Source organism: Ferrovibrio sp. MS7, assembly GCF_038404985.1.
GTDB classification, from domain to species: Bacteria; Pseudomonadota; Alphaproteobacteria; order Ferrovibrionales; family Ferrovibrionaceae; genus Ferrovibrio; species Ferrovibrio plantarum.
Genome location: NZ_JBBKBA010000001.1, coordinates 2,112,819 through 2,135,009 on the forward strand (window position 1 = coordinate 2,112,819; position 22,191 = coordinate 2,135,009).

Sequence of the window (22,191 nt, forward strand, 5' to 3'; positions counted from 1 at the left end):
TATCGCTTGGCCTCACTTCCAGGTCATTTCCCAGAAGCGCGGCAGTTCATCCGGATAGGCCTTGAACACCAAGTCGGATGTTGCGGCGTAGAACACGGGAAGCGAATAGAGCGGCACCGCATAGGCGCGCTCGGCGATCAGCGCCAGCGCCTTGCGGTAGGCATCCTTGCGCGCCGCCGGGTCCACGGTGTTGTTGCCCTGCTTCAGCAGGTCGCGCACCTCGGGGTCACGGGTGATGTCCTCGCCCTCGAAGGCATAATAGTTCGGCGTCGAAGCCGACACGTCATTGACCGAGAAGGAGCCCCAGGTCTGGTGCGTCAGTGCCGCCTTGTTGGAGCGGATCTGCTCGCGCATTGCCGCGTATTGCAGGAAGTTCAGGTTGGCGGTGATGCCGACGGCCTTGAGGTAGCCGATGATGGCTTCCGATTGCGGCCGTTCGCGGTAGGCGACGAAGGGCAGTTCCAGGCCATTGGGGAAGCCGGCTTCGGCGAGAAGCTGCTTGGCCTTGGCCGGATTATACTCATACCGCTTGGCGCCTTCATCAGTGCAGCCGAACTGGCTCGGGAAGCAGATCGTGTGCAGCACGCGCGAGCCTTCGCCGACCAGCGCCTTGACCATTGCTTCGCGGTCGATGGCATGGTTCACCGCCTGGCGCACGCGGATATCCTTCAGCGCCGGGAAGGCGCTTTCGGCCTGGCTGTTCATCTGCATGAACACGATGCGCATGGTCTCGCCGCTTACCACCTGCAGGCCGGGCTGACCTTTGAGCTGGTCGGCCTGATCCTTCGGCACATGCATCAGGAAGTCGGCGCCCCGGCTCATCAGCTCGGCAAGCTGGGTCTGGCGGTCCGGGATGAAGCGGATCTCGATCTTCTCGATCTTCGGCACGCCCTTGGGCGAGGCCTTGAAGTAATCCGGGTTGCGCTCCAGCGAGATCGACTTGCCGGCGATATGCTGCACCACGCGATAGGGGCCGGAGCCGACCGGCTTTTCGTTCTGCCCCTTCGGCCCGACCTTCTCGTAATACTCATTCGGGTGGATCACCACTGGGCCGGACAGGTATTCCAGGATCGGCGGGAAGATGCCCTTGGTGGTGACACGCACCTTGTACTTGTCGACCTTCTCGGCCTTTTCGATCCAGTTGACGTTGCTTTGGGTCGTGACCTTGTTTTCCGCCTTGCCGACGAAATTCAGGGTGTAGACCACGTCATCGGCGTCGAATTCCTCGTCGTTGTGGAATTTGATGCCCTGGCGCAGGTCGAATTCAGTGGTGCGCTCGTCGATCTGGCGCCAGCCGGAGGCGAGTTGGCCCTTGTATTCGTTGGTATTCGGGTCGCGGTAGACCAGCGTGTCCCAGACATGCTGGCCGATGATCACGCCGATGCGCACATTGTTGAAGAAGGGATCGACATTCTCCGGCACCTGATCGTAGACGAAGCGCAGCGTATTGCTGCGCTTGTCGGCCATCGCGGGACCGGAAAGGCAGACCGCCAGGGCCGCCGCTGCCATCAGGCTATTACGCCAAGTGACTGATTTCATTGTCGTTCCCCTCGTTATCTGGTCCTGCCGGGCGGCGCTGTCCGCCGTCCCTTTCAGGCCATTGTCATCCAGGCCGCCGTTGAGTCGCAATGATTATATGTGCGCGAATGGCGAGGCGGCCGTGAAATAGCACTTCAAAGTGTTGGGGGCTGTCTCTACACTCCCCTATCAGGCGCAAAGCCGATAACGACAAAAGCTATAACCGGGAGCAACGCATGAATCGCCTGGCCACTCTGTGTGCCGCCGGCCTGCTGGCCGTCTTACCCTTCGCCAATTCTTATGCGCAGGCCACTTACCCAAACGGCCCGGTGAAATTCATCGTGCCGTATCCGGCCGGCGGCAGCACCGACATCATCGGCCGCCTGATCGGGCAGAATCTTTCCGATAACTGGAAACAGCCGGTGGTGGTGGAAAACCGCACCGGCGCCTCGGGCACCATCGGTACCAGCGCGGTGATCGCCGCCCCGCCGGATGGCTACAATCTGCTGATGGGCATCACGGTGCTGATCCAGATGCCGCATCTGAAGAACGATCTGCCCTACGATGCCTTGCGCGACCTGACGCCGATTTCCCAGGTGGCGCTCTCCACCGACCTGCTCGCGGTGAGCAACAGCCTGCCGGTCAATACGCTGGAAGAGCTGATCGCACTGGTGAAGGCCAATCCGAAGAAATACAGCTACGGCTCCTATGGCAATGCCACCTCGTCGCATATCCGTGGCGAGACGCTGAACCGCGAAGCCAAGATCGACATGACCCATGTGCCCTATCGCGGCAGCGCACCGATGCTGGCCGATCTGATGGGCGGCCATCTGCCGATTGCCTTCGTCGATGTCGGCTCGGCCTATGGCCATCTCAACAGCGGCAAGTTCAAGGTACTGGCGGTGAGCGGCACGCAAAGGCTGCCCTTCCTGCCGAATGCGCCGACCATGCAGGAACGTGGCTACAAGGGCTTCGAGCCCTATGGCTGGTTCGCCGTGTTCGTGAAGGCCGGCACGCCGAAGGAGATCGTCGACAAGCTGTCGCGTGAAGTCTCGGCCATCGTGAAGAAGCCGGAAATCAGCGCCAAGCTGATCGAACTCGGCCTCGTGCCGGTCGGCGGCTCCAGCGAAGAACTGGCCGCCGCGATGAAGCGCGATTCTGCCATCTGGGGCCAGCTCATCCAGGGCGGCGGCATCAAGCTTGAGTGATCGCCGTCACGCGTCAGGAGCACTAACACCTAAGTATCATCACGGTAACCGGCTGGTGAATGGACACCAGCCGGGGCCTGCGGTGTGATGGCAGGCACAGGCGCGGCGGATGGCGCGGCGAGGGCGGTTTACTTCCCCGCAACTCGGATCATCTTCTGCGGCAGCCAACATCACCCGGAAAGGCTTGTGCCATGTCCATCCGCAGTACGCTTTTCGCCAGTGCGCTTACCTTCGCGCTGATCCTGTTCGCCTATGCCGCCCATGCCGGTCAATACACCCTGGCGCCGGGCGCGCAGACTTATATCGATGTCAGCACGCAAGGCAGCTACACCACCATCACCGTGGTGAATACCGGTTCGGCGCCGGCCGTGGTCGAATTCGATGCACCGCTCAATCGCCGCGTCGACGTGGCGCCGGGCCAGCGCAACGAGTTTTACGGTTCGATCCGCACGCGCGGCAGCCTGCTGGTGCGCAATAGCGGCCAGAGCGCCGTCACCGTCACCTCGAGCTATCAGGATCGTCCGCCATCGCCGTAATGCGTCAGGCGAAAGGATACGGCCCGGGGAAATCGCCGACCGGGACGAAATGCGTGATCAGGCCGGTTTCCGCCCGCCAGTGATGCAGCAGGAAAGCCGGCGGCTCGATATAGGAGCGCGGCTTTGCGGCAGGATCGAGTTGCAGGGCAATCGCCGTGGTGGTGCTGGGCGTCGTGCAAAGAAAAGTACCGCCGAAGCGTAGCTGCATGAAGCGGTGCACGTGGCCGCAGACGACGCGCTCTACTGACCGATAGCGCGCCAGCAGTTCGGCCAGGCCATCGCCGCCCTCGCACCAGTATTTATCCAGATAGGGAATGCCGCAGGCAAAGGGCGGCTGGTGCAGCATGACAATCGAGGGCCGTTGCGGCTCTTGGGCGAGCGCCTGTTCCAGCCAGGCAAGCCGTGCTGAGTCGATGAGGCCGTGATGCAGGCCGGGCAGGGTGACATCCAGCGCCAGGATGCGCAGCGGCCCGGCTTCCACTACATAGTGGAAGGGATGCGCCGCCGGCAGATAGGCGTGATCCTGGAAAGCGTCGCGGAAAGCGGCATGGCCTGCGGCAAAGCCGCCGTCATGATTGCCCGGAATCACCAGGTAGGGTACGCGCAGTTCGCTCAGCAACGCGCGCGCCATCTTGTATTCCGCCGGCTGGCCTTCATCCACGATATCGCCGCTCAGCAGTACCAGGTCGATGGCCGGGCTGAAGGCATTCACCTGGGCGATGGCGGCGGCGAACATGGCATTGGAATCGACCACGCCCTGATACAGTTCGCCGCACGGCCGGATATGCGGGTCGGATAGCTGCGCGATCAGCATGGCGTATTCAACTGCTTCAGGAAAGACAGCAGCCGCTCCGAGATAAGGGCCGGCTGTTCCAGGCTTGGCAGGTGCGCGGTGCCGGGCAGCGGTTCGAAGCTGGCCTTCGGCATCATCCGAGCGATCTGCCGGCCACGCTCCTGGATATAGGGAAAGTCGTAAGCGCCGCAGAGGATCATCGCCGGCGCCGCTATCTCGCCAAGACGCAGGTAATTGGCAACGGCATCGGTATTCGCGCCAACAGGCGGCGCGCGCAAAGCGATGCCATTCATCTCCAGAAACAACTCGCGCGCCGCACCAGACACGCGGCCTTCCGGCTGCAATGGGCCATCGAGCCATAGCCGCGCTTTGAGTTGGTTCAGCGCCGCCGCATCGCCAGCCGCCTCGGCCCGCTTCTGCTCTGCCAGCAGGGCAGCGATTTCCGGCGCGTGCTGCGGTTCCGGCGCGCCGATCAGCGACGGCGAGATCAGGAACAGGCCACGGATGCGCTCCGGATGCAGGATCGCCGCATCCAGCGCGATGCGGCCGCCCTGGGAGCAGGCAACCAGGATGGCCGGTTTGCCATCGGCCAGGGCGTCGATCACCGCCAGCAGGTCGCCGACCGCCGAATGATCCTGCTTTTCAGCATGGCTGGCGCCAAAGCCGCGCCGGTCATAGGCGATGGCGCGGTATTGCCCGCCAACCGCCTGCCATTGCGCCTGCCACTTGCGGCTGTCGCAGATCGCCGCATGCAGGAATACTACTGGAATGCCGTCGCCAGTGACGGCAGCGGCGAGATGGGCCTGGCCGGAAGTGACTTGATGGCTATATCGCATCATCCACTCCGGGCAGGGGCAATGGGCCGATCAAATATCCAGGTTGGCCACGGCCAGCGCGTTGCTCTGGATGAAGTCGCGGCGCGGTTCTACCACGTCGCCCATCAGCGTTTCGAAGATGTTGTCGGCATCCTCGGCGTGATCGACCTTCACCTGCAGCAGGCTGCGCACATTCGGGTCCAGCGTGGTTTCCCAGAGCTGTTCCGGGTTCATCTCGCCGAGGCCCTTGTAACGCTGCATGGTGAGGCCGCGCTTGCCGATGGTCATCACGGCTTCGAGCAATTCCGATGGCCCGCGCACGGCGTGGGTCTCGTCCTTGCGGCGAAGCTGCGCCGGCACCAGATAGGCGGCCTGCAATTCGTCCGCCAGTTCGTTGAGCTTGCGCGCTTCCGCCGAACGGAACAGCGGCGCATCGAGCAGGTAGCTTTCGGTATAGCCGCGCAAGCTGCGGCGGGCCACCAGGGTGCCGTCGCCGGGGGCGGTGCATTCCCAGCCCTTTTCCAGATCGGAGGCGAGCGCATTCAGCCGCTGCGCCATGGCTTCCGCCGCTGGCACTGACTTCGCCGCATCGTCCAGCACATCGTTGCGCAGCAGGCCGAGAACGGCGGCCTGTTCCACCAGCCAGGCATTGTAGCGTTTGCCGGCGGAATCCAGCATGGCGCGGGCCTGGCGGGCCTGGTCCACCATGCGGCGCAGATCGGCACCGGCGCGCTGGCTGCCGTCCTGCAGGTTCAGCACCGCGCCTTCCAGGCCTTCGCCGATCAGGTATTGCTCGAGTGCCGCCTCGTCCTTCAGATAACGCTCCGACTGGCCGCGCTTCACCTTGTAGAGCGGCGGCTGCGCGATATAGAGGTGGCCGGCATCGATCAGCGGCCGCATCTGGCGGAAGAAGAAGGTGAGCAGCAGGGTGCGGATATGGGCGCCGTCCACGTCGGCGTCGGTCATGATGATGATCTTGTGGTAGCGCAGCTTGGCGAGGTCGAAATCGTCATGGCCGATGCCGGTGCCGAGCGCGGTGATAAGCGTGCCGATTTCCGCCGAGCCGAGCATCTTGTCGAACCGCGCGCGTTCCACGTTCAGGATCTTGCCGCGCAAAGGCAGCACGGCCTGATTGGCGCGGTGGCGGCCCTGCTTCGCCGAGCCGCCGGCGCTGTCGCCCTCGACCAGGAAGAGTTCGGACTTGGCCGGATCGCGCTCTTGGCAATCGGCAAGCTTGCCGGGCAGGGAAGAGACATCCAGCGCGCCCTTGCGGCGGGTGAGTTCACGCGCCTTGCGCGCCGCTTCGCGCGCGGCGGCGGCTTCCACCACCTTGCCGACAATGGTGCGGGCATCCGAGGGATGCTCCTCGAACCAGGCGGCAAGCTGCTCATTGACCAGGTTTTCCACCGCCGGGCGGACCTCGGAGGAAACCAGCTTGTCCTTGGTCTGGGAGGAGAATTTCGGGTCCGGCACCTTCACGCTGAGCACGCAGGTCAGGCCCTCGCGGCTATCCTCGCCGGAAAGCGTCACCTTCTCCTTCTTCAGGATGCCGCTCTCTTCCGCGTATTTGTTCACACAGCGGGTCAGCGCGCCACGGAAGCCGGCGAGATGGGTGCCGCCATCGCGCTGCGGGATGTTGTTGGTGAAGCAGAGCACGGCTTCGTGGTAGCCATCATTCCACTGCAGCGAAATCTCGATGCCGATGCCGTCGCGCTCGCCCCGGATGGTCACCGGCGGCTTGTGCATCGGCGTCTTATTGCGGTCGAGATAGGCGACAAAGGCTTCCACGCCGCCTTCATACATCAGTTCCACGCTCTTCGGCTCGACGCCGCGCAGATCCTGCAGCACGATCTTCACGCCGCTGTTGAGGAAGGCGAGTTCGCGCAGACGGCGCTCCAGGGTGGCGAAGTCGAACTCGGTCTTGGTGAAGGTCTCGGGCGAGGGCAGGAAGGTCACTTCCGTGCCGCGCTTGCCGTCCTCAGCCGGGCCGACTTCAGCCAGCGGTGCTTCGGCATCGCCATGGCGGAAGCGCATGAAATACGCCTTGCCGGCACGCCAGATGCGCAGTTCCAGGGTCGAGGACAGCGCGTTCACCACCGAGACGCCGACGCCATGCAGGCCGCCGGAAACCTTGTAGGAATTCTGGTCGAACTTACCGCCGGCATGGAGCTGGGTCATGATGACCTCGGCCGCGGAAACGCCTTCCTCGGGATGGATGTCCACCGGGATGCCGCGGCCATTGTCGCGCACGGTGCAGGAGCCATCGGGATTGAGCACCACGGTCACCTGGTCGCAATAGCCCGCCAGCGCCTCGTCGATGGCGTTGTCCACCACCTCGTAGACCATGTGATGCAGGCCCGAACCGTCATCGGTGTCGCCGATATACATGCCCGGCCGCTTGCGCACTGCATCCAGGCCCTTCAGAACCTTGATCGCCGAGGAATCATAGCCTTCGCCGTTGCGCGCCGCTTCGTCCTTGCGGAATTGCTCTTCACTCATCGTCTCACCCTCATGCCGGGGCGGCCTGGGGCATTACCGCCCCATCCGCCACCGCGAAGAATTCGGCCCGCTCGCGCAGGCCCTTGAACAGGTCCAGGTCGGTGCCGGTCAGCCAGGCTTGGCCGCCGAGCGCCAGGATTTCGCCATACAGCGCCGTGCGCCGCGTGGCATCGAGATGCGCCGACACTTCATCCAGCAGCAGCAACGGCGCGAAGCCCTTGCGCTCGCGGATCAGCCGCGCATTGGCCAGCGTGATGGCGATCAGCAGCGCCTTCTGCTCGCCGGTGGAGCAATGCGCGGCGGCCTGATCCTTGGCGCAATGCCACACCGCGAAATCGCTGCGATGCGGTCCTTCGGTGGCGGCACCGGCATCGCGGTCGATGAAGCGGCGCTCCTGCAGCAGCCGGCGCAGCTTCTCTTCCGCTGCCAAGGCCGGCATTTCCGCCAGCCAGTCTTCCACGATGCCCTTGGCGGCAAGGCGGCCGCGCGGGAAGGCACCATCGCCGGAGGCTTCGCTCAAGGCCATGCCGGCTTCCACCAGCGCCAGGCCGTCACGCCGCGCGGCGGCCACGGCCACGCCATGTTCGGCCATCTGGCCTTCCAGCGCCCCGAGCCAGCTTGGATCGGCGCCGCCTGATTTCAGCAGCTTGTTGCGCTCGCGCATCGCCTTCTCATAGGCGCCGACGCGGCGGGCATGGCCGCCATCCAGGCCATAGACCAGGCGGTCCATGAAGCGCCGCCGGGTGGAAAGGCCATCGACGAACAGGCGATCCATCTGCGGCGTCAGCCACACGATATCGAGATACTCGGCCAGCGCATTGGCACTGGAAGCCGCTTCGCCATTGATGCGCACATGGCGCCGCTCACTGTCCTCGTCGCCGGCGGCTTCCACCAGGCCGGTGCCGATGCTGACCGGGCCGATGCAGCTTGAAAGCTCGGCATGCATTGCCCAGCGGCCACCGCTGGCTGTCTGTCGCGTCACCTCGCCGAGCTTGGCACGGCGCAGGCCACGGCCCGGCGAAAGGAAGGAAAGGGCCTCGAGGATGTTGGTCTTGCCGGCGCCGTTCGGGCCGGTAAGCACCACGGGCATGCCTTGACTGGGCAGTTTCAGCGTCGCGTAGTTGCGGAAGTCCTGCAGCATCAGGCCAAACACCGCCGCACCGGAACGCAGATCCCGGGGCGCTGCCGCTTGGCTTATATTCTGCCTGTCAAGCTCCCCCGCCAATAGCGCGGCGCTGCTGGCCATCACACACGCATCGGCATCAGCACGTAGAGCACGCCATCATCGGCGGGATCGCGCACGATGGTCGGCGCCAGGGCGTCGGCCAGCAGGAAGCGGGCATTCTCGCCTTCGATCTGGCCGGCGATATCCAGCAGATAGCGCGAATTGTAGCCGACCTCGATCGGCGCCGCGCTGTAGGCGATGGTAAGCTGCTCGGTGGCGGAACCCTGGTCCGGGCTGGTCGCCGACAGTTCAAGCCCTTCCGGCTTGAGCGTCAGCTTCACGGCGCGGCTCTTCTCGGTAGAGATGGTGGCGACGCGGTCGACGGCGGCCGAGAAGGCCTTGCTGTCGACTTCCATCACCTTGTCATTCTCGCGCGGGATGACGCGCTCGTATTCGGGGAAGGAACCGTCGATCAGCTTCGACACCAGCACCAGATCGCCGAAGGTGAAGCGGATCTTGGTGTCGCTGAGTTCGATGCGCACTTCGGCGCCGCTGCCATCCAGCAGCTTCTGCAATTCGTTCACCGTCTTGCGCGGCACGATCACGCCGGGCATGCCGCTGGCGCCAGTGGGCAGCGGCGTCTCGACGCGGGCGAGGCGATGGCCATCGGTGGCAACAGCGCGCAGCATCGGCACGCCGGCGGAAGCGGCGGCATGCAGGTAGATGCCGTTGAGGTAATAGCGCGTCTCTTCCGTCGAGATCGCGAAGCGGGTCTTGTCCACCAGGCGGCGCAGCTGATCGGCCGGCAGCGGGAAGCTGTTCGGCAGCTCGCCCGGCGCCATCACCGGGAAATCTTCCTTCGGCAGGCAGGAGAGTTTGAAGCTGGAGCGGCCGGCACGCAGCTCAAGCCGCTGGTCGCCGGCAGAGTAGGTGAGCTCCACTTCCGAGCCATCGGGCAGCTTGCGCACGATGTCGTAGAAAGTATGCGCGGCAACGGTGGTGGCGCCCGGTTTGCTCACCTTGGCGGCGAGTTTCTCCACCACGGCGATGTCGAGGTCGGTGGCGGTCAGCGCCAGCTTTTCGCCCTCGGCCTCGAGCAGCACGTTGGAGAGGATCGGGATGGTGTTGCGGCGCTCCACCACGCTCTGCACATGGCTCAGGGCAGTCAACAGAACGGCACGCTCGATGGTGAGTTTCATGGCTGAAAACCGGGAATGTTGCCTCCCCCGGCGGCGGTTCCGCCGAGTCTGGCGAGTATAGCAAACGGAGACGGCGGAAGCTATTGAAACGCAACGCAAAAACGGGCCGCTGGGGATAATCCGGCGGCCCGTTTAAGTGGTTGATTTCTTAAGGAAATGTTACGCCGTCAGCCTTCCAGTTTGCGGCGCAGCAAATCGATATCCTCGGCAAAGGCGCTGTCGATCTCGCGCAGCTCCTCGATCTTGCGCACGGCATGCATCACCGTGGTGTGGTCGCGGCCGCCGAACTTGCGCCCGATCTCGGGCAGGCTGCGCGAGGTGAGCTGCTTGGCCAGATACATCGCCACCTGGCGCGGGCGGGCCACGGCGCGGGCGCGGCGCGGCGAATGCATGTCGGCGAAGCGGATCGAGAAATGCTCGGCGACGCGCTTCTGGATTTCCTCGATCGTGACCTTGCGGTCATTGGCGCGAAGCAGGTCGGACAGCACTTCCTGCGCCGACTGCACGGTGATCGGGCGGCCGACCAGGCTGGAATAGGCCGAGATGCGGTTCAGCGCGCCTTCCAGCTCGCGGATATTGGACGTAATGCGGCGGGCGAGGAAATCCATCACCTCCGGCGGCACGCCGCGCAGGCCGCTGCGCTCCGCCTTGGCCTGCAGGATGGAAAGCCGCAGTTCGAAATCGGTCGGGTGGATGTCCACCACCAGGCCCCAGCCGAGGCGCGAGCGCATGCGCTCCTCGATGCCCTCGAGATCGGACGGCGAGCGGTCGCCAGAGACGATGATCTGGCGGTTCTGGTCGCACAGCGCATTGAAGGTGTGGAAGAACTCTTCCTGCGTGCTTTCCTTGCCGGCGATGAACTGGATGTCGTCGATCATCAGCACATCAACCGAGCGGAACTGCTCCTTGAACGCCATCGTGTCCTTGAAGCGCAGCGCCCGGATGAACTGGTACATGAACTTCTCGGCCGAGAGATAGACCACGCGGCGCTCCGGGAAGCGCTGGCGGATATGCCAGCCGATGGCATGCATCAGATGGGTCTTGCCCAAGCCCACGCCGCTGTAGAGGAACAGCGGATTGTAGGCGACCTGCGGGCTTTCGGCGACGCGGAGCGCCGCGGCGCGGGCCAGTTCATTCGACTTGCCGGTGATGAAGCTGTCGAAGGTGAAGCGCGGATCGAGCGGCGCGGAAAGCTCGCGCTCGACATCGTCCATGTCGCGCGCCGGCATCGCCACGCCGCGTTCGGCGGCCACAGCGCGCTCGGAGAGGCGGTCGGCGCCATCGAAGCTGGCAGCAGGGCGCAGCAGTGAGGCCTGCTTGGCCGGAACTGCTGCCTGGGCCTGGCCGGGAACATTCGCCTGGGCGGCTGCGGCCGAACCCTGGGCGGCCGGTGCCGTGGCGGCAACACGGACATGGATCAGCACCCGGCGCACATCCGGGTTTTCCAGCCGCCAGATTTCGCGCAGGCGTTCGCTGTAGTGGTTCGCCACCCAGTCGCGCATGAAGCGGGTCGGCACCGAAAGATGCACGTCGCCATCGCCCAGCGTCGCCTTGGCCAGCGCCAGCGGCTTGAGCCAGGAATTGAACGCCGCCTCGCCGAAGGCGACGCGAAGCCGGCTGCGCACGCGCTGCCATTGCGGCTCCAGCGCGGCAGTGGCCTCGGCGGTGGTGTCGATCTGGATCTCGCTATCCTCGGGGCTGATGAGACCCTTGGCGGAGACGGATTTGGGCTGCGGCTGCGAAGACTTCACCATGGCGCGGCCTCAGCTCTGCGACCAGGCGAGGCCGGCGGCCTTCCAACCATTGAGGTGGCCACGCTGCTTCTGGGCATCCATGTCGCCTTCGAAGCCGCCAGCGATATTGTAGCAGGGGCCGAAGCCCGCGGCGGTCATGGCGATAGCCGCGGCGCGCGAGCGGGCGCCAGAACGGCAGAGGAAGTAAAGCGGCTGACCCGGCGCGATATTCTTTGCGCGCAGTTCGTCAGCGAAATGCGAATTCACGGTCATCTCGGGATACACTTGCCAGGAAATCAAAAGAGGAGACTTGGACAGAGCGTTCAGGTCGGGCGTGCCGACATAGCTCCATTCCGGCTTGGTACGTACGTCTATCAGAATTGCGGCCGGATCTTGCTGCAGCTTCGACCAGGTATCGTTCGGTGTGATATCGCCTGCATAGCTATCTACCCCCGTCGTTGCCGCCGCCTGCATCCCCAACCTCGCGCCACGTGATTTGTAACTCGTTTTTGTCGTGCGTAACGCGCTGCCTGCGTCGCCATCACTGCTTGCAAAAAACACGTTCTCAACAAAAACGCGACCACTCACCCCCGCAAACCCAATAGCTTCAGCCTTCATTCATGTCGTCTGTTGCGGTCGGCGCGGCGACCGTTTCCTTATGAGCGCGGGCTTTCGAGATGTCGAAAAACGCACAAAGAAAACTCAATCACCGCACCGCCTGTCGCGTCATGTAATGTCAGCGTCCACCGCGAGGCAGCGGTGCATTAAAGGCAAAAACGCCGGAGCGAAGCAAGCAGACTATTCGCGACTCCGGAAAATAATTTTTCGGTGTTGCAACATTAGAACTTGTCGCGTGGTTTTGCGGCATTTGATGCGTGTTCCATTCGATGCAAGGGAATTGTTGCCGCGCGAAAGAAACAGCAGTGAACATCGCTGCGCGGAGTCGCAACGCGCCATCTCGTTCATAAGGATAAGGCGGCGCCCAAGCCACGGCAGAAGCACAAAAAAATATCGCCACGCACTTAGGGTTAAGTGCGTGGCGATATCGGAATTTTTATGCGGGCGGCGACGGCCAGGCCGGCGCCAGCGCCGATCAACCCATCGTCTTGATGGCGGCGTTCAGACGCGACAGCTTGCGCGAGGCGGTGCCCTTGTGGACCACGCCCTTGTTCACGCTCTTGTCGAGAGCCGGCTGCGCCAGCTTGAAGGCGGCCTGCGCGGCAGCCTTGTCGCCGCTGGCGATAGCGGTCTCGACCTGCTTCACAGCGCTGCGCACCTTGGTGCGGCGGGCGCGGTTGACGGCAGTGCGCTTCGGGGTTTGGCGGGCGCGCTTCTCCGCGGACTTATGCTGAGCCATGGATAGTGTATTCCAGTTGCTTGGATCGTGCCTTGCGGCGAAATCAGAGGGGCGCGTTATAGCCCCCATGCCCCCCGCCGTCAACCCCATGTGACGGCCTGTATTTTTCCGCCTTCGGGGTCCGCATCGGCGCTGGGCCTCGGGGCTGCCTTGCCGGGCTCGGCGGCGCTGGGGCATAGTGCCGCCATGGGCGGATTTTCCTTTCCAGATGTGGGGCTTGTGGCCCAGGCGCTATGCCTGCTCGGCACCCTCGCCGGCTTGCTGCTGGCAGCCGGCAGTCCGCTGCCGGCGGCTTTCTTCTGGGGCATCGGCATCGGCCTGCAGGCGGCGCTGGCCGCAGCGGAACTGGCGGATCGCCTGGATCTGCCTGGAATCGCCGGCCTGTTGCCGCTGCTGCGGTTTCACAGCCTCACGCTGGGCGGCCTCGCCCTGGCACTGGGCGCCCTGCTCGGGCTGGTGTTGCCGCCGGGCAACAAGCGCACCGGGCTGCTCACTGCCATCGGTATCGCGCTGCTGATCGCCGTGGCGGCGGAACGCCTGTCGCTGGGGTCGCTGCCGTTGCCGCTGATCGTGCTGGGCGTGCTGATGCTGGCGGTGCTGATCGGTCTGCGCCACCGTCCGGCCCCCGCCCGCTGGCTGCTGCTGGGCACATTATTACTGGCGCTGGCTGAACTGGCCCGCTACCGCTATCTCGGCGGCCTGCCGATCGCGCCCGAGGCGCTGGCGCGGCTCTGCCTCGGCGGCGGCTTCCTCTGTTGCGGGCTCGCGGCGCGAGCGACGCGGTAGCTTGAGCGACACGCTAAACTAGAAGCCGTATATTTCCGCCGGGTTGTCGACGAAGATGCGCCGCCGGTCGGCTTCGTTCGGCGCCCATTCCAGCATCAGGTCGAGCAGTTTGGCTTCGTCGGGATAGCCGAACTTGTCGGCCTGGGCATGGGGGAAGTTGCTGGCCCAGATCATGCGCTCGGGCGCGTGCCGCACCAGGGCAGAGGCCAGGGCGCCGACATCCTCGTAGCGCGGCTTGCCGGCCTTCGAGGTCTCATACACGCCGGCCAGCTTGACCCAGACATTGCCGGTATCCACCAAGCGCAGCAGGCATTGGAAGGAAGGATGGTCCACCGGCACCGGATCGATGAACTTGCCGACATGGTCGATGATCACCTTGCAGGGCAGGCGGCGGATCATCGCTTCATGCTCAGGTAATTCACGGCCATTCAATTGCAGCAGGATGCTCCAGCCGAACGGTGCGATGCGGTTGGCCATTTGCTCGGCCACGTCCAGCCGCAGCATGCCGCCATAGAGGTTCATGGTGCGCAGCCCGCGTGCACCGCCCTTGGTCAGGCGTTCAAGTTCGGCATCATTCACGCCGGGTTTCACCACCACCACGGCGCGGGCGCGCTCCAGGCCAAGCTCGGCGGTGCAATCCATCGCCAGGCGGTTGTCGTCGCCATAGGCATTGGCCTGCACCACGATCACGCGCTCGATGCCCAGCCAGTCCATCACCTGGCGATATTCGGCCACGCCCACTGCCGGCGGCGTCGGCGTGTTCGGCAAAGCCGTGTAGCTGTCGGAATAGAAATGGATATGGCTGTCGCAGGCGCCCTTGGGCATCACAAGCTTCGGCTTCGGGCCGGTGAAGACACGGGTATAGGTCATGGTCGCAACCCCGATACTATATGTGCGGCTACTTCTTCACGCGCCTACTTCTTCAGACGGGCGAGATCGCTGGAGAATTCCTGGGAGCAGAACGGGCTGCCGCCCTGGAAATAATCGCCGATGGGATCGGCGGGGAGGGCTTTCTGCGCTTCCAGCGCTTCCGCCGCGAAAGCCTCGGACTGGCCTTCCGGCCTGTAGCCGAGGCTCAAGGCATGGCCGTTATCCCACCAGGCGCGCTTGTTATCCGACATGCCATAGACGACTTCATAGACCAGGCCGGGCTTTTCCAGGCCGATGCAGATGAGCTGCACCAGGTCGGCGGGTTTCAGCCAGATCGCCAGGCGGCGCTCGTCGATCGGCTTGTCGCCGAAATTGCCGATGCGGATGCTCAGCACGCCCAGGCCATGCTTGTGGGCATAGAGCGAGCCGAGGCCCTCGCCAAACAACTTGGACAGGCCATAGCGCGTATCGGGCAGCGGCACGGCCTCGATGCCGATTTTCCGCTGGCGCGGGTGGAAACCCATCACATGGTTGGAGGAGGCGAAGACCACGCGCTGCACACCCTGGCGCCGCGCGGCTTCAAACAGGTTGTAGCAGCCGATGATATTTGCGTTGAGGATGGTGTCCCACGGCCCTTCCACGGAAAAGCCGCCCAGATGCACGATGCCATCCACGCCCGCGCAGGCTTTTTCCACGGCGGCGGCATCGGCCAGATCGGCGGCGATGAAGCGTTCGTCTGGCCCAAGGTCGGCCGGCGCCTTGATGTCGCTTAAAATCAGCTCGGGGTAGAGCGGCTTGAGCAACGGGCGCAGGCGGCTGCCGATGCCGCCGGCGGCGCCTGTGAGCAGAACGCGCTTCATCGGTTTTCACTCCCCAGTTATTGCCGCCCCATTTTTTCGGTCAGGGCTTGCGGCATAGTATGTCTTCTTCCGGGCAATCCACCAGCGGCGTCAGCCTGGCTGACTTGGGCTAAGGCTATGGCGGACTGGCGGCACTCTGTTCCATCGCCTTGCGCAGCCGCTCGCGGCTGTTGCTCAGGTGCAGCCGCATCGCCGAGCGGGCGGCGTCGCTGTCCTGGCGCAGTATCGCCTGATAGATGTCTTCATGCTCGCGGTTGACGCGGCTGAGATATTCGCTGCGGTCGTCGGCGAAGAAGCGGAAGGTTTGCAGCCGGGTACGCGGAATCATCAGCGCGCCGAGATAGCTGAATAGATGCGTGAAATGCGCGTTGCCGGTGGCTTCGGCGATGGTGCGGTGGAAATCGAGATCCGGCGCCACGGCATCCTCGGATGCCGCGATGGCGGCCTCCATGCGGTCGAGCGCCACGCGCATCGCCTCCAGATGCGCCTCGCCGCGCCTTTGTGCCGCCAGCGCGCAGGCCTCCGCCTCCAGCGCGATACGCAGTTCCAGCACACTGATCACTTCCTTCAGCAGGTCGAGATTGGCTTCATCGATGCGGAAGGGCTGGGTGAGGGCATCGGCCTGCACGAAGGCGCCGACACCCTGCTGCGTCGTGACCATGCCGGCGGCGCGCAGCGACGAAATCGCCTCGCGCACCACGGTTCGGCTGACGCCGAATTCTCCGATCAGTTCCTGCTCGCTTGGCAGCTTGTCGCCGGGTTTCAGCATGCCCTGGGCGATCCGCCCGGTGAGGGTGCGGGTGAGCTGCGAGGTCAGGGTTTCTCGTCGGCGCAGAGCCGTCACGATATCCTCCGAATGACTGGCTAACTTGTATGACAAGTGGGGGTGCGTGTAAAGTCATCGTATACGTTTTAGTTGGTTTTACTAAAATTCTTGACGGCCTGCCGGCGATCACTTGTATGATGACACAACAATATGCCGGCGACTCAGCAGAACCAGACCGGCGTGCAACAGGAGGAAATCATGCACAAGCTTATTGCCGCCGCGGTCCTCGCGGCGCTGGCTGCCACGGGTGCGACTGCCAAGGAATTCCGCTCATCCGATGTTCATCCCATGGATTACCCCACCGTTCAGGCGGTGGTGCATATGGGCAAGCTGATCAACGAGCGCACCACCGGCAAGCATAGCGTGAAGGTGTTCGGCCAGAGCGTGCTCGGTTCGGAGAAGGACACGATCGAGCAGACCAAGATCGGCGCGCTCGACATGGTGCGCGTCAACATTTCCGCCTTCAACAACATCGTGCCGGAAACCAACGTGCCGGCGCTGCCCTTCGTGTTCAAGTCGAAGGCGCATATGCGCAAGGTGCTGGATGGCGCCGTGGGCGACGACATCCTCAAGGCGCTGGAAGCCCAGGGCTTCATCGGCCTGGCCTTCTACGACAGCGGCTCGCGCAGCTTCTACACCACCAAGAAGCAGATCAAGACCGTGGAAGACATGAAGGGCATGAAGATCCGCGTGCAGCAATCGGATATGTGGGTGGCGATGATGCAGGCGCTGGGTGCCAATGCCACGCCGCTGCCCTATGCCGAGGTCTATACCGCGCTGAAAACCGGCGTGGTGGATGGTGCAGAGAATAACTGGCCGTCCTATGAATCCTCGCGGCATTATGAAGTGGCGCAGACCTATTCGATCACCGAACATTCGATGGCGCCGGAACTGCTGGTGTTCTCCAAGCGGGTCTGGGATGGCCTGCCGGTGAATGAGCGCGACATCATCCGACAGGCGGCGAAGGATTCCGTGCCAGTGATGCGGAAATTGTGGGACGACCGCGAGGCGGCGGCGGAGAAAACCGTCACTGCCGGCGGCGCCAAGATACTCACCGATGTTGACAAGAAGGCTTTCGCCACTGCCATGCAGCCGGTCTATGCCAAGTTCGCGGCGGATGCCAAGCTGCAGGATCTGGTGAAGCGCATCCAGGCCATCGACTGAGCCAAATGCTGGGTTTGCTGCGTTTCATCACGCCGCTCAACGCCACGGTTGCGCGCCTGTGCATGATCGTGGCGGTATGCGGCCTGTTCGCCATCGTCGGCGTGGTGGCGTTGCAGGTCTTTGGCCGCTATGTGCTGAACGACACGCCGACCTGGGCGGAAAGTCTGGCGCTGGTGCTGATCCTCTATGTCACCATGCTTGGCGCGGCAGTTGGCGTGCGCGATGCTGGCCATATCGGCCTGGAATCGCTCCTCGCCATGCTGCTCCCCGAAGCGCACCGGATCTGGGTCGAAATCCTGATCCATGTCCTGGTGGCCTGTTTCGGCATCGCTATGGCCTGGCATGCTGGCGAACTGGCGGCTTCCGTGATGCCCTACAAGATTCCCAATCTCGGCCTGCCGGAAGGCATCAACCATGTGTCGTTGAGCCTCGCCGGCGGGCTGATCGTGCTGTTCTCGATTGAACATATCCTGGCGCTCCTGGCGGGCGAGAAGGTGCGTCCGGCATGGCATTGACGATTCTGGCCGTCAGCTTCTTCGGCTTTCTCATCCTCGGCGTACCGGTCGCTTTCTCCATCGGCCTCTCGGCGGTGGCGACCATTCTCTACGAGGGCCTGCCGCTGGCCGTGGTGTTCCAGCGCATGGCAGCAGGAATGAACATCTTTTCCTTCCTCGCCATTCCGTTCTTCATCTTTGCCGGCGAATTGATGCTCTATGGCGGCGTCGCCGACCGCATCGTGCGTTTCGCCAAGGATGCCATCGGCCATATCCGTGGCGGGCTGGGCATGTCGAATGTGGTTGCCTGCACGCTATTCGGCGGTGTTTCCGGCTCGCCGGTGGCCGATGTCTCGGCCATGGGCGCGGTGATGATCCCGATGATGAAGAAGGAGGGGTATGACGCCGACTATGCCGTCAACGTCACCACCCATGCCTCGCTGGTGGGCGCGCTGATGCCTACCAGCCACAACATGATCATCTATTCGCTGGCGGCGGGCGGCAAGGTATCGATTGCGGCGCTGATCCTGGCCGGGCTTATTCCCGCAGCACTGCTTACACTCTGCATGCTGGTGGCGGCCTATCTGGTGGCGATCAAGCGAGGCTATCCGGCCGGCATATTTCCCGGCTGGCACCAGGTGGCGCGGTCGGCCGCCGCCGCCATTCCTGGCCTGTTCATCATTGTCATCATCCTGTTCGGCATCCTGCAGGGCATCTTCACCGCCACGGAAGCAGCGGCGGTGGCGGTGATCTACGCCATCCTGCTCGCCAGCCTGGTCTACCGCTCGCTCACCTGGGCGCATCTGGTGAAGGCGGCGGCCAAGGCGGTGAAAACCACCGGCATCGTGCTGCTGCTGATCGGCGTGTCGAACACCTTTGGCTATCTGATCAGCCTGTACGAAGCCGCCGAGCTTACCGGCAAGGCACTCTCCAGCATTTCCACCTCGCCCTGGGTGATCTTCCTGCTGGTGAATGTCATCCTGTTCGTGCTCGGCACTTTCCTGGATATGGCGGCGACGATCCTGATCTGCACGCCGATCTTCCTGCCGATCTGCATTCAATACGGCATGGGGCCGGTGCAGTTCGGTATGCTGATGCTGATCAACTGCGCACTCGGCCTCAACACGCCGCCGGTCGGCACCACGCAATTCGTCGGCTGCGCCATCGGCGAAGTCAGCATCGGCCATGTCATGCGCACGATCTGGCCGTTCTACGGCGCACTGATCGCCGCGCTATTCCTCGTCACCTATGTGCCGGGCTTTTCGCTCTGGCTGCCGGATCTATTTCTGGGTGGCAAGCACTAGGTTCTAGAACTTGCGCGCCGCCACCACCAGGGCCGGGATCGCCGCTTCGCCAAGGAAGCGGAAGGCTTCCAGCCGGTGCAGCCCGGCCACCAGCACATAGCGGTCCTTGTCGACACGCACCTGGATTGGTATCTGCAGGCCGTTCTGCACGATATCGTCGGCCAGGGCTTCCATCTTGGCCGGTTCCAGCGTGCCTTTGAATTTCTGCGGCACGTAGATTTTCGCGAGCGGGATCGGTACGGGCTTCATCATGCGGGTAATCTCCGGTGCAGCCGCAGGATGGCCTCATGCAGCGCGGAAAGGAAGGTCGAGCGGTCTTTAGCCGAGAAGGGCCGCGGGCCACGGGTGGCTTCGCCGGCCGAACGCAGGTCGGTCATCAGGTTGCGGGTGGCCAGCGCCATGCCGATGTTGTTTTCGTCGAATGCCTTTCCTGTGGGGGCCAGCACGGTGGCGCCGGTCTTGACGCAGCGCGCGGCGAGCGGAATGTCGGCGGTGATCACGATGCTGGCAGGATTGGCGCGGGCGGCGATCCAGTCATCAGCCACATCTAGGCCTTCCGCCACCTGCTCCAGGCGGATCCATGGCACGCGCGGCAGATTGATGAAGCTGTTCGCCACCACCTGCACGCCGATGCCATGGCGTTCTGCCACCTTGAATATCTCCGCCTTCACCGGGCAGGCATCGGCATCCACCAGTATCTCGATTGCGGTCGGCATTATCCCCCAAGCACCGTCAACGGGTTAGCGCAAATTAACAGCGGCAATGGTGCGACTTTGCCGCTTTGGTATGCGAATTGCTAGTCTGTAAGGCATAAAGCCTGACTTGGGTGAAGCATTGTGAGTGGTTTGCGTATCCTTCTGATCGACGAGAACCCGGAACGGGCCGCGGTATTGAACGAGGCGTTGCGGGCTCAGGGCTATGAACTGGTGGCACGCATGGCGCCACGCGAACTGAGTGCGCGCCGCGTCGCCGAGATTGCTCCCGATGTGGTGATCGTCGACATGGATTCGCCCAGCCGCGACACCATCGACAGCATGCGACAGATCAACGACGACCAGCCGCGTCCCATCGTTATGTTCGTCGATCAGTCCGATGTCGGCATGATCGAACAGGCCATGCAGGCTGGCGTTTCGGCCTATATCATCGACGGTCTGAACGTGAAGCGGGTGAAGCCGATCCTCGATGTTGCCATCGCGCGCTTCCGTGAATTCCAGGCGTTGCGCGATGAACTGAAGAAGACCAAGGCGACGCTGCATGAGCGCAAGCTGATCGAGCGCGCCAAGGGCATGCTGATGCGCGAGAAGAAGCTGAGCGAGGAGGAGGCCTATGCCGCGCTCCGCAAGCTCGCCATGGACCGGCAGCAGCGCCTTGTCGATGTGGCCGAAACACTGCTCGCTTTCGCTGATCTACTGAAGAAGGATTGAGCCCGTCTGCATAGTGCGCGTGCAGGCTTCGCCTGTTTTGTGTGCAGTGCAGCAGAGTCACACCCCCTTCGACTTTCGTCGTGGTGCAGCGGAAAACCGCCAATTTAACTGATTCTGCGACTTGGCACGCTTCATGCTTTGTTAATCCCGACCACCTGCTGCAACGGCGCAGCAGGTTCATATGATCGGACAATGGCGTCCTGCGATGCGGCTCCGGGCCTTTTTGGCTTCGGATCACCTGCATCGGAGGGCGCCTTTTTTGTTGCCGCGAGCACAAGTGGCAACGCAACGGACAACCAGCAGGAGGCTTCGACATGCGTGGCACGATTGGCAAGAAGGGTGTGAACCGGCGTCAGGTGTTCAAGGGGGCGGCGGGCGCGGCGGCTTTGTTCGCGTCTGCGAAGCTGGCTTTGCCGGCGGGTGCTTTCGCACAGGCAGCGGGCCCGGAAGTGAAGGGCGCCAAGCTCGGCTATATCGCGCTCACCGATGCCTCGCCGCTGATCATCGCCAAGGAAAAGGGCTTTTTCGCCAAGTATGGCGTGCCCGACATGGTGATCGACAAGCAGGCTTCCTGGGGCGCCACGCGTGACAATATCGAACTCGGCGAAGCCGGCGGCGGCATCACCGGCGCGCATATCCTGACGCCGATGCCCTACCTGATCACGGTCGGCAAGATCACCAAGACCAAGATTCCGATGGCGATGCTGGCGCGGCTCAACACCAACGGTCAGTCGATCTCGGTGTCGAACACCTACGCCAATATGGGCGTCACCACCGATGCCAAGGCACTCGGCGCTGCCTTCAAGAAGGCCAAGGCGGAAGGCAAGGACATCAAGTGCGCCATGACCTTCCCCGGCGGCACCCATGACATGTGGATCCGCTATTGGCTGGCCGCCAACGGTATCGATCCGGAGAAGGATGTTTCCACCATCGTGGTGCCGCCGCCGCAGATGGTAGCGAACATGAAGGTGAACACCATGGAAGCCTTCTGTGTCGGCGAGCCGTGGAATTCGCAGCTTGTGCACCAGAAGATCGGCTTCACCGCGCTCACCACCGGCGAGTTGTGGAAGGATCACCCCGAAAAGTCGCTCAGCCTGCGCGCCGATTGGGTGGAGAAGAACCCGAAGGCCGCCAAGGCGATTTTGATGGCGGTGATGGAAGCCCAGATGTGGTCCGACAAGATGGAGAACAAGGCCGAGCTGTGCAAGATCGTCGGCGGTCGCGACTGGTTCAAGGTGCCGGTGGAAGACATCCTCAACCGTCAGACCGGTGATATCGATTACGGCGATGGCGGCCGCAAGGTAAAGGTTGGCCTGGATAGCCCGCTGGTGATGAAATTCTGGCGCGACTACGCTTCCTATCCGTTCCAGAGCCATGAACTCTGGTTCCTCACCGAGAATATGCGCTGGGGCTACTTGCCCGCCGATACCGACACCAAGGCGCTGATCGGCCAGGTGAACCGCGAGGATCTGTGGCGCGATGCGGCCAAGACGCTGGGCGTGGCGGCGGCTGATATTCCGGCCTCCACCTCGCGCGGCAAGGAAACCTTCTTTGATGGCAAGGTGTTCGATCCGGCCGATCCGGCTGCGTATCTCAAGAGCCTCGCCATTTCCCGCGTCGCCTGATCAGGAAAGCATGGC

The 22,191-nt window shown here is 63.3% G+C and carries 22 protein-coding genes; 8 read left to right on the plus strand and 14 right to left on the minus strand.

The annotated features are described in order from the left end of the window. Nucleotides 1-12: 12 nt before the first annotated feature. A complete protein-coding gene (locus V6B08_RS10085; RefSeq protein ID WP_341980269.1) occupies nucleotides 13-1,539 on the minus strand; it encodes an ABC transporter substrate-binding protein in 1,527 nt (508 codons plus the stop codon). Nucleotides 1,540-1,754: 215 nt separating this feature from the next. Here V6B08_RS10085 and V6B08_RS10090 point away from each other — a divergent pair, with 215 nt between their 5' ends. Next, complete coding sequence (locus V6B08_RS10090; RefSeq protein WP_341980271.1) at nucleotides 1,755-2,726, plus strand: Bug family tripartite tricarboxylate transporter substrate binding protein; 972 nt, start codon at nucleotides 1,755-1,757, stop codon at nucleotides 2,724-2,726. Nucleotides 2,727-2,917: 191 nt separating this feature from the next. Continuing rightward, nucleotides 2,918-3,262, plus strand: coding sequence for a hypothetical protein (locus V6B08_RS10095; protein ID WP_341980273.1), 345 nt, complete (start codon nucleotides 2,918-2,920; stop codon nucleotides 3,260-3,262). 4 nt (nucleotides 3,263-3,266) lie between these two features. Here V6B08_RS10095 and V6B08_RS10100 read toward each other — a convergent pair whose 3' ends face one another. The 8 genes from V6B08_RS10100 to rpsT all read right to left on the minus strand — a co-directional run bounded on the left by V6B08_RS10100 (nucleotide 3,267) and on the right by rpsT (nucleotide 12,823). Then, nucleotides 3,267-4,076, minus strand: a complete 810-nt coding sequence (locus V6B08_RS10100; protein WP_341980276.1) for a phosphodiesterase — start codon at nucleotides 4,074-4,076, stop codon at nucleotides 3,267-3,269. Beyond that, a complete protein-coding gene (locus V6B08_RS10105) occupies nucleotides 4,070-4,891 on the minus strand; it encodes an alpha/beta fold hydrolase (RefSeq protein WP_341980278.1) in 822 nt (273 codons plus the stop codon). The genes V6B08_RS10100 and V6B08_RS10105 overlap by 7 nt, the downstream gene beginning before the upstream one ends. Before the next feature lie 30 nt (nucleotides 4,892-4,921). Further along, nucleotides 4,922-7,369: a DNA topoisomerase (ATP-hydrolyzing) subunit B gene (gene gyrB / locus V6B08_RS10110; protein WP_341980280.1), complete on the minus strand. Its 2,448-nt coding sequence runs from the start codon at nucleotides 7,367-7,369 to the stop codon at nucleotides 4,922-4,924. Between the two features lie 10 nt (nucleotides 7,370-7,379). Next, on the minus strand, nucleotides 7,380-8,510 hold the full coding sequence (gene recF / locus V6B08_RS10115) for a DNA replication/repair protein RecF (protein WP_341980282.1): 1,131 nt from the start codon (nucleotides 8,508-8,510) through the stop codon (nucleotides 7,380-7,382). A gap of 104 nt (nucleotides 8,511-8,614) precedes the next feature. Next, the gene (gene dnaN / locus V6B08_RS10120; RefSeq protein WP_341980284.1) at nucleotides 8,615-9,733 is read right to left on the minus strand and encodes a DNA polymerase III subunit beta; all 1,119 of its coding nucleotides are present in this window, start codon (nucleotides 9,731-9,733) and stop codon (nucleotides 8,615-8,617) included. A gap of 167 nt (nucleotides 9,734-9,900) precedes the next feature. Then, nucleotides 9,901-11,487, minus strand: coding sequence for a chromosomal replication initiator protein DnaA (gene dnaA / locus V6B08_RS10125; protein ID WP_341980287.1), 1,587 nt, complete (start codon nucleotides 11,485-11,487; stop codon nucleotides 9,901-9,903). Nucleotides 11,488-11,496: 9 nt separating this feature from the next. Beyond that, the gene (locus tag V6B08_RS10130; RefSeq protein WP_341980289.1) at nucleotides 11,497-12,084 is read right to left on the minus strand and encodes a rhodanese-like domain-containing protein; all 588 of its coding nucleotides are present in this window, start codon (nucleotides 12,082-12,084) and stop codon (nucleotides 11,497-11,499) included. A gap of 475 nt (nucleotides 12,085-12,559) precedes the next feature. After that, complete coding sequence (gene rpsT / locus V6B08_RS10135) at nucleotides 12,560-12,823, minus strand: 30S ribosomal protein S20 (protein WP_341980291.1); 264 nt, start codon at nucleotides 12,821-12,823, stop codon at nucleotides 12,560-12,562. 219 nt (nucleotides 12,824-13,042) lie between these two features. Here rpsT and V6B08_RS10140 point away from each other — a divergent pair, with 219 nt between their 5' ends. Next, nucleotides 13,043-13,609 (plus strand): hypothetical protein, encoded by a 567-nt coding sequence (locus tag V6B08_RS10140; protein WP_341980293.1) that lies wholly within the window; start codon nucleotides 13,043-13,045, stop codon nucleotides 13,607-13,609. Between the two features lie 18 nt (nucleotides 13,610-13,627). Here the strand turns inward: V6B08_RS10140 and V6B08_RS10145 are convergent, their stop codons facing one another. The 3 genes from V6B08_RS10145 to V6B08_RS10155 form a co-directional block, all read right to left on the minus strand. Next, nucleotides 13,628-14,479 (minus strand): amidohydrolase family protein, encoded by an 852-nt coding sequence (locus V6B08_RS10145; RefSeq protein ID WP_341980295.1) that lies wholly within the window; start codon nucleotides 14,477-14,479, stop codon nucleotides 13,628-13,630. Nucleotides 14,480-14,523: 44 nt separating this feature from the next. Next, a complete protein-coding gene (locus V6B08_RS10150) occupies nucleotides 14,524-15,339 on the minus strand; it encodes an NAD-dependent epimerase/dehydratase family protein (protein WP_341980297.1) in 816 nt (271 codons plus the stop codon). A gap of 115 nt (nucleotides 15,340-15,454) precedes the next feature. Continuing rightward, nucleotides 15,455-16,183 (minus strand): FadR/GntR family transcriptional regulator, encoded by a 729-nt coding sequence (locus tag V6B08_RS10155; RefSeq protein ID WP_341980299.1) that lies wholly within the window; start codon nucleotides 16,181-16,183, stop codon nucleotides 15,455-15,457. 180 nt (nucleotides 16,184-16,363) lie between these two features. Here V6B08_RS10155 and V6B08_RS10160 point away from each other — a divergent pair, with 180 nt between their 5' ends. The 3 genes from V6B08_RS10160 to V6B08_RS10170 are packed head-to-tail and all read left to right on the plus strand — an operon-like array spanning nucleotide 16,364 to nucleotide 19,127. Next, nucleotides 16,364-17,329: a TRAP transporter substrate-binding protein gene (locus tag V6B08_RS10160; protein ID WP_341980301.1), complete on the plus strand. Its 966-nt coding sequence runs from the start codon at nucleotides 16,364-16,366 to the stop codon at nucleotides 17,327-17,329. A 5-nt stretch (nucleotides 17,330-17,334) separates the two neighbouring features. Continuing rightward, nucleotides 17,335-17,844, plus strand: coding sequence for a TRAP transporter small permease (locus tag V6B08_RS10165; RefSeq protein ID WP_341980302.1), 510 nt, complete (start codon nucleotides 17,335-17,337; stop codon nucleotides 17,842-17,844). After that, complete coding sequence (locus tag V6B08_RS10170; protein WP_341980303.1) at nucleotides 17,835-19,127, plus strand: TRAP transporter large permease; 1,293 nt, start codon at nucleotides 17,835-17,837, stop codon at nucleotides 19,125-19,127. The genes V6B08_RS10165 and V6B08_RS10170 overlap by 10 nt, the downstream gene beginning before the upstream one ends. A gap of 3 nt (nucleotides 19,128-19,130) precedes the next feature. On the opposite strand, the gene V6B08_RS10175 is transcribed toward V6B08_RS10170, so the two are convergent. Further along, a complete protein-coding gene (locus V6B08_RS10175) occupies nucleotides 19,131-19,379 on the minus strand; it encodes a ParB N-terminal domain-containing protein (RefSeq protein ID WP_341980305.1) in 249 nt (82 codons plus the stop codon). Then, nucleotides 19,376-19,831: a YaiI/YqxD family protein gene (locus tag V6B08_RS10180; protein ID WP_430399048.1), complete on the minus strand. Its 456-nt coding sequence runs from the start codon at nucleotides 19,829-19,831 to the stop codon at nucleotides 19,376-19,378. Before V6B08_RS10180 ends, V6B08_RS10175 begins: the two co-directional genes overlap by 4 nt. Before the next feature lie 132 nt (nucleotides 19,832-19,963). Here V6B08_RS10180 and V6B08_RS10185 point away from each other — a divergent pair, with 132 nt between their 5' ends. Together V6B08_RS10185 and V6B08_RS10190 are read left to right on the plus strand one after the other, a co-directional pair. Then, nucleotides 19,964-20,551 carry an ANTAR domain-containing response regulator gene (locus V6B08_RS10185; RefSeq protein WP_341980309.1) on the plus strand — a complete coding sequence of 196 codons (588 nt, stop codon included), beginning with the start codon at nucleotides 19,964-19,966 and terminating at the stop codon, nucleotides 20,549-20,551. Nucleotides 20,552-20,865: 314 nt separating this feature from the next. Next, entirely contained in the window at nucleotides 20,866-22,176 is a 1,311-nt protein-coding gene (locus V6B08_RS10190) for a CmpA/NrtA family ABC transporter substrate-binding protein (protein ID WP_341980311.1), read from the plus strand. Nucleotides 22,177-22,191 lie beyond the last annotated feature (15 nt).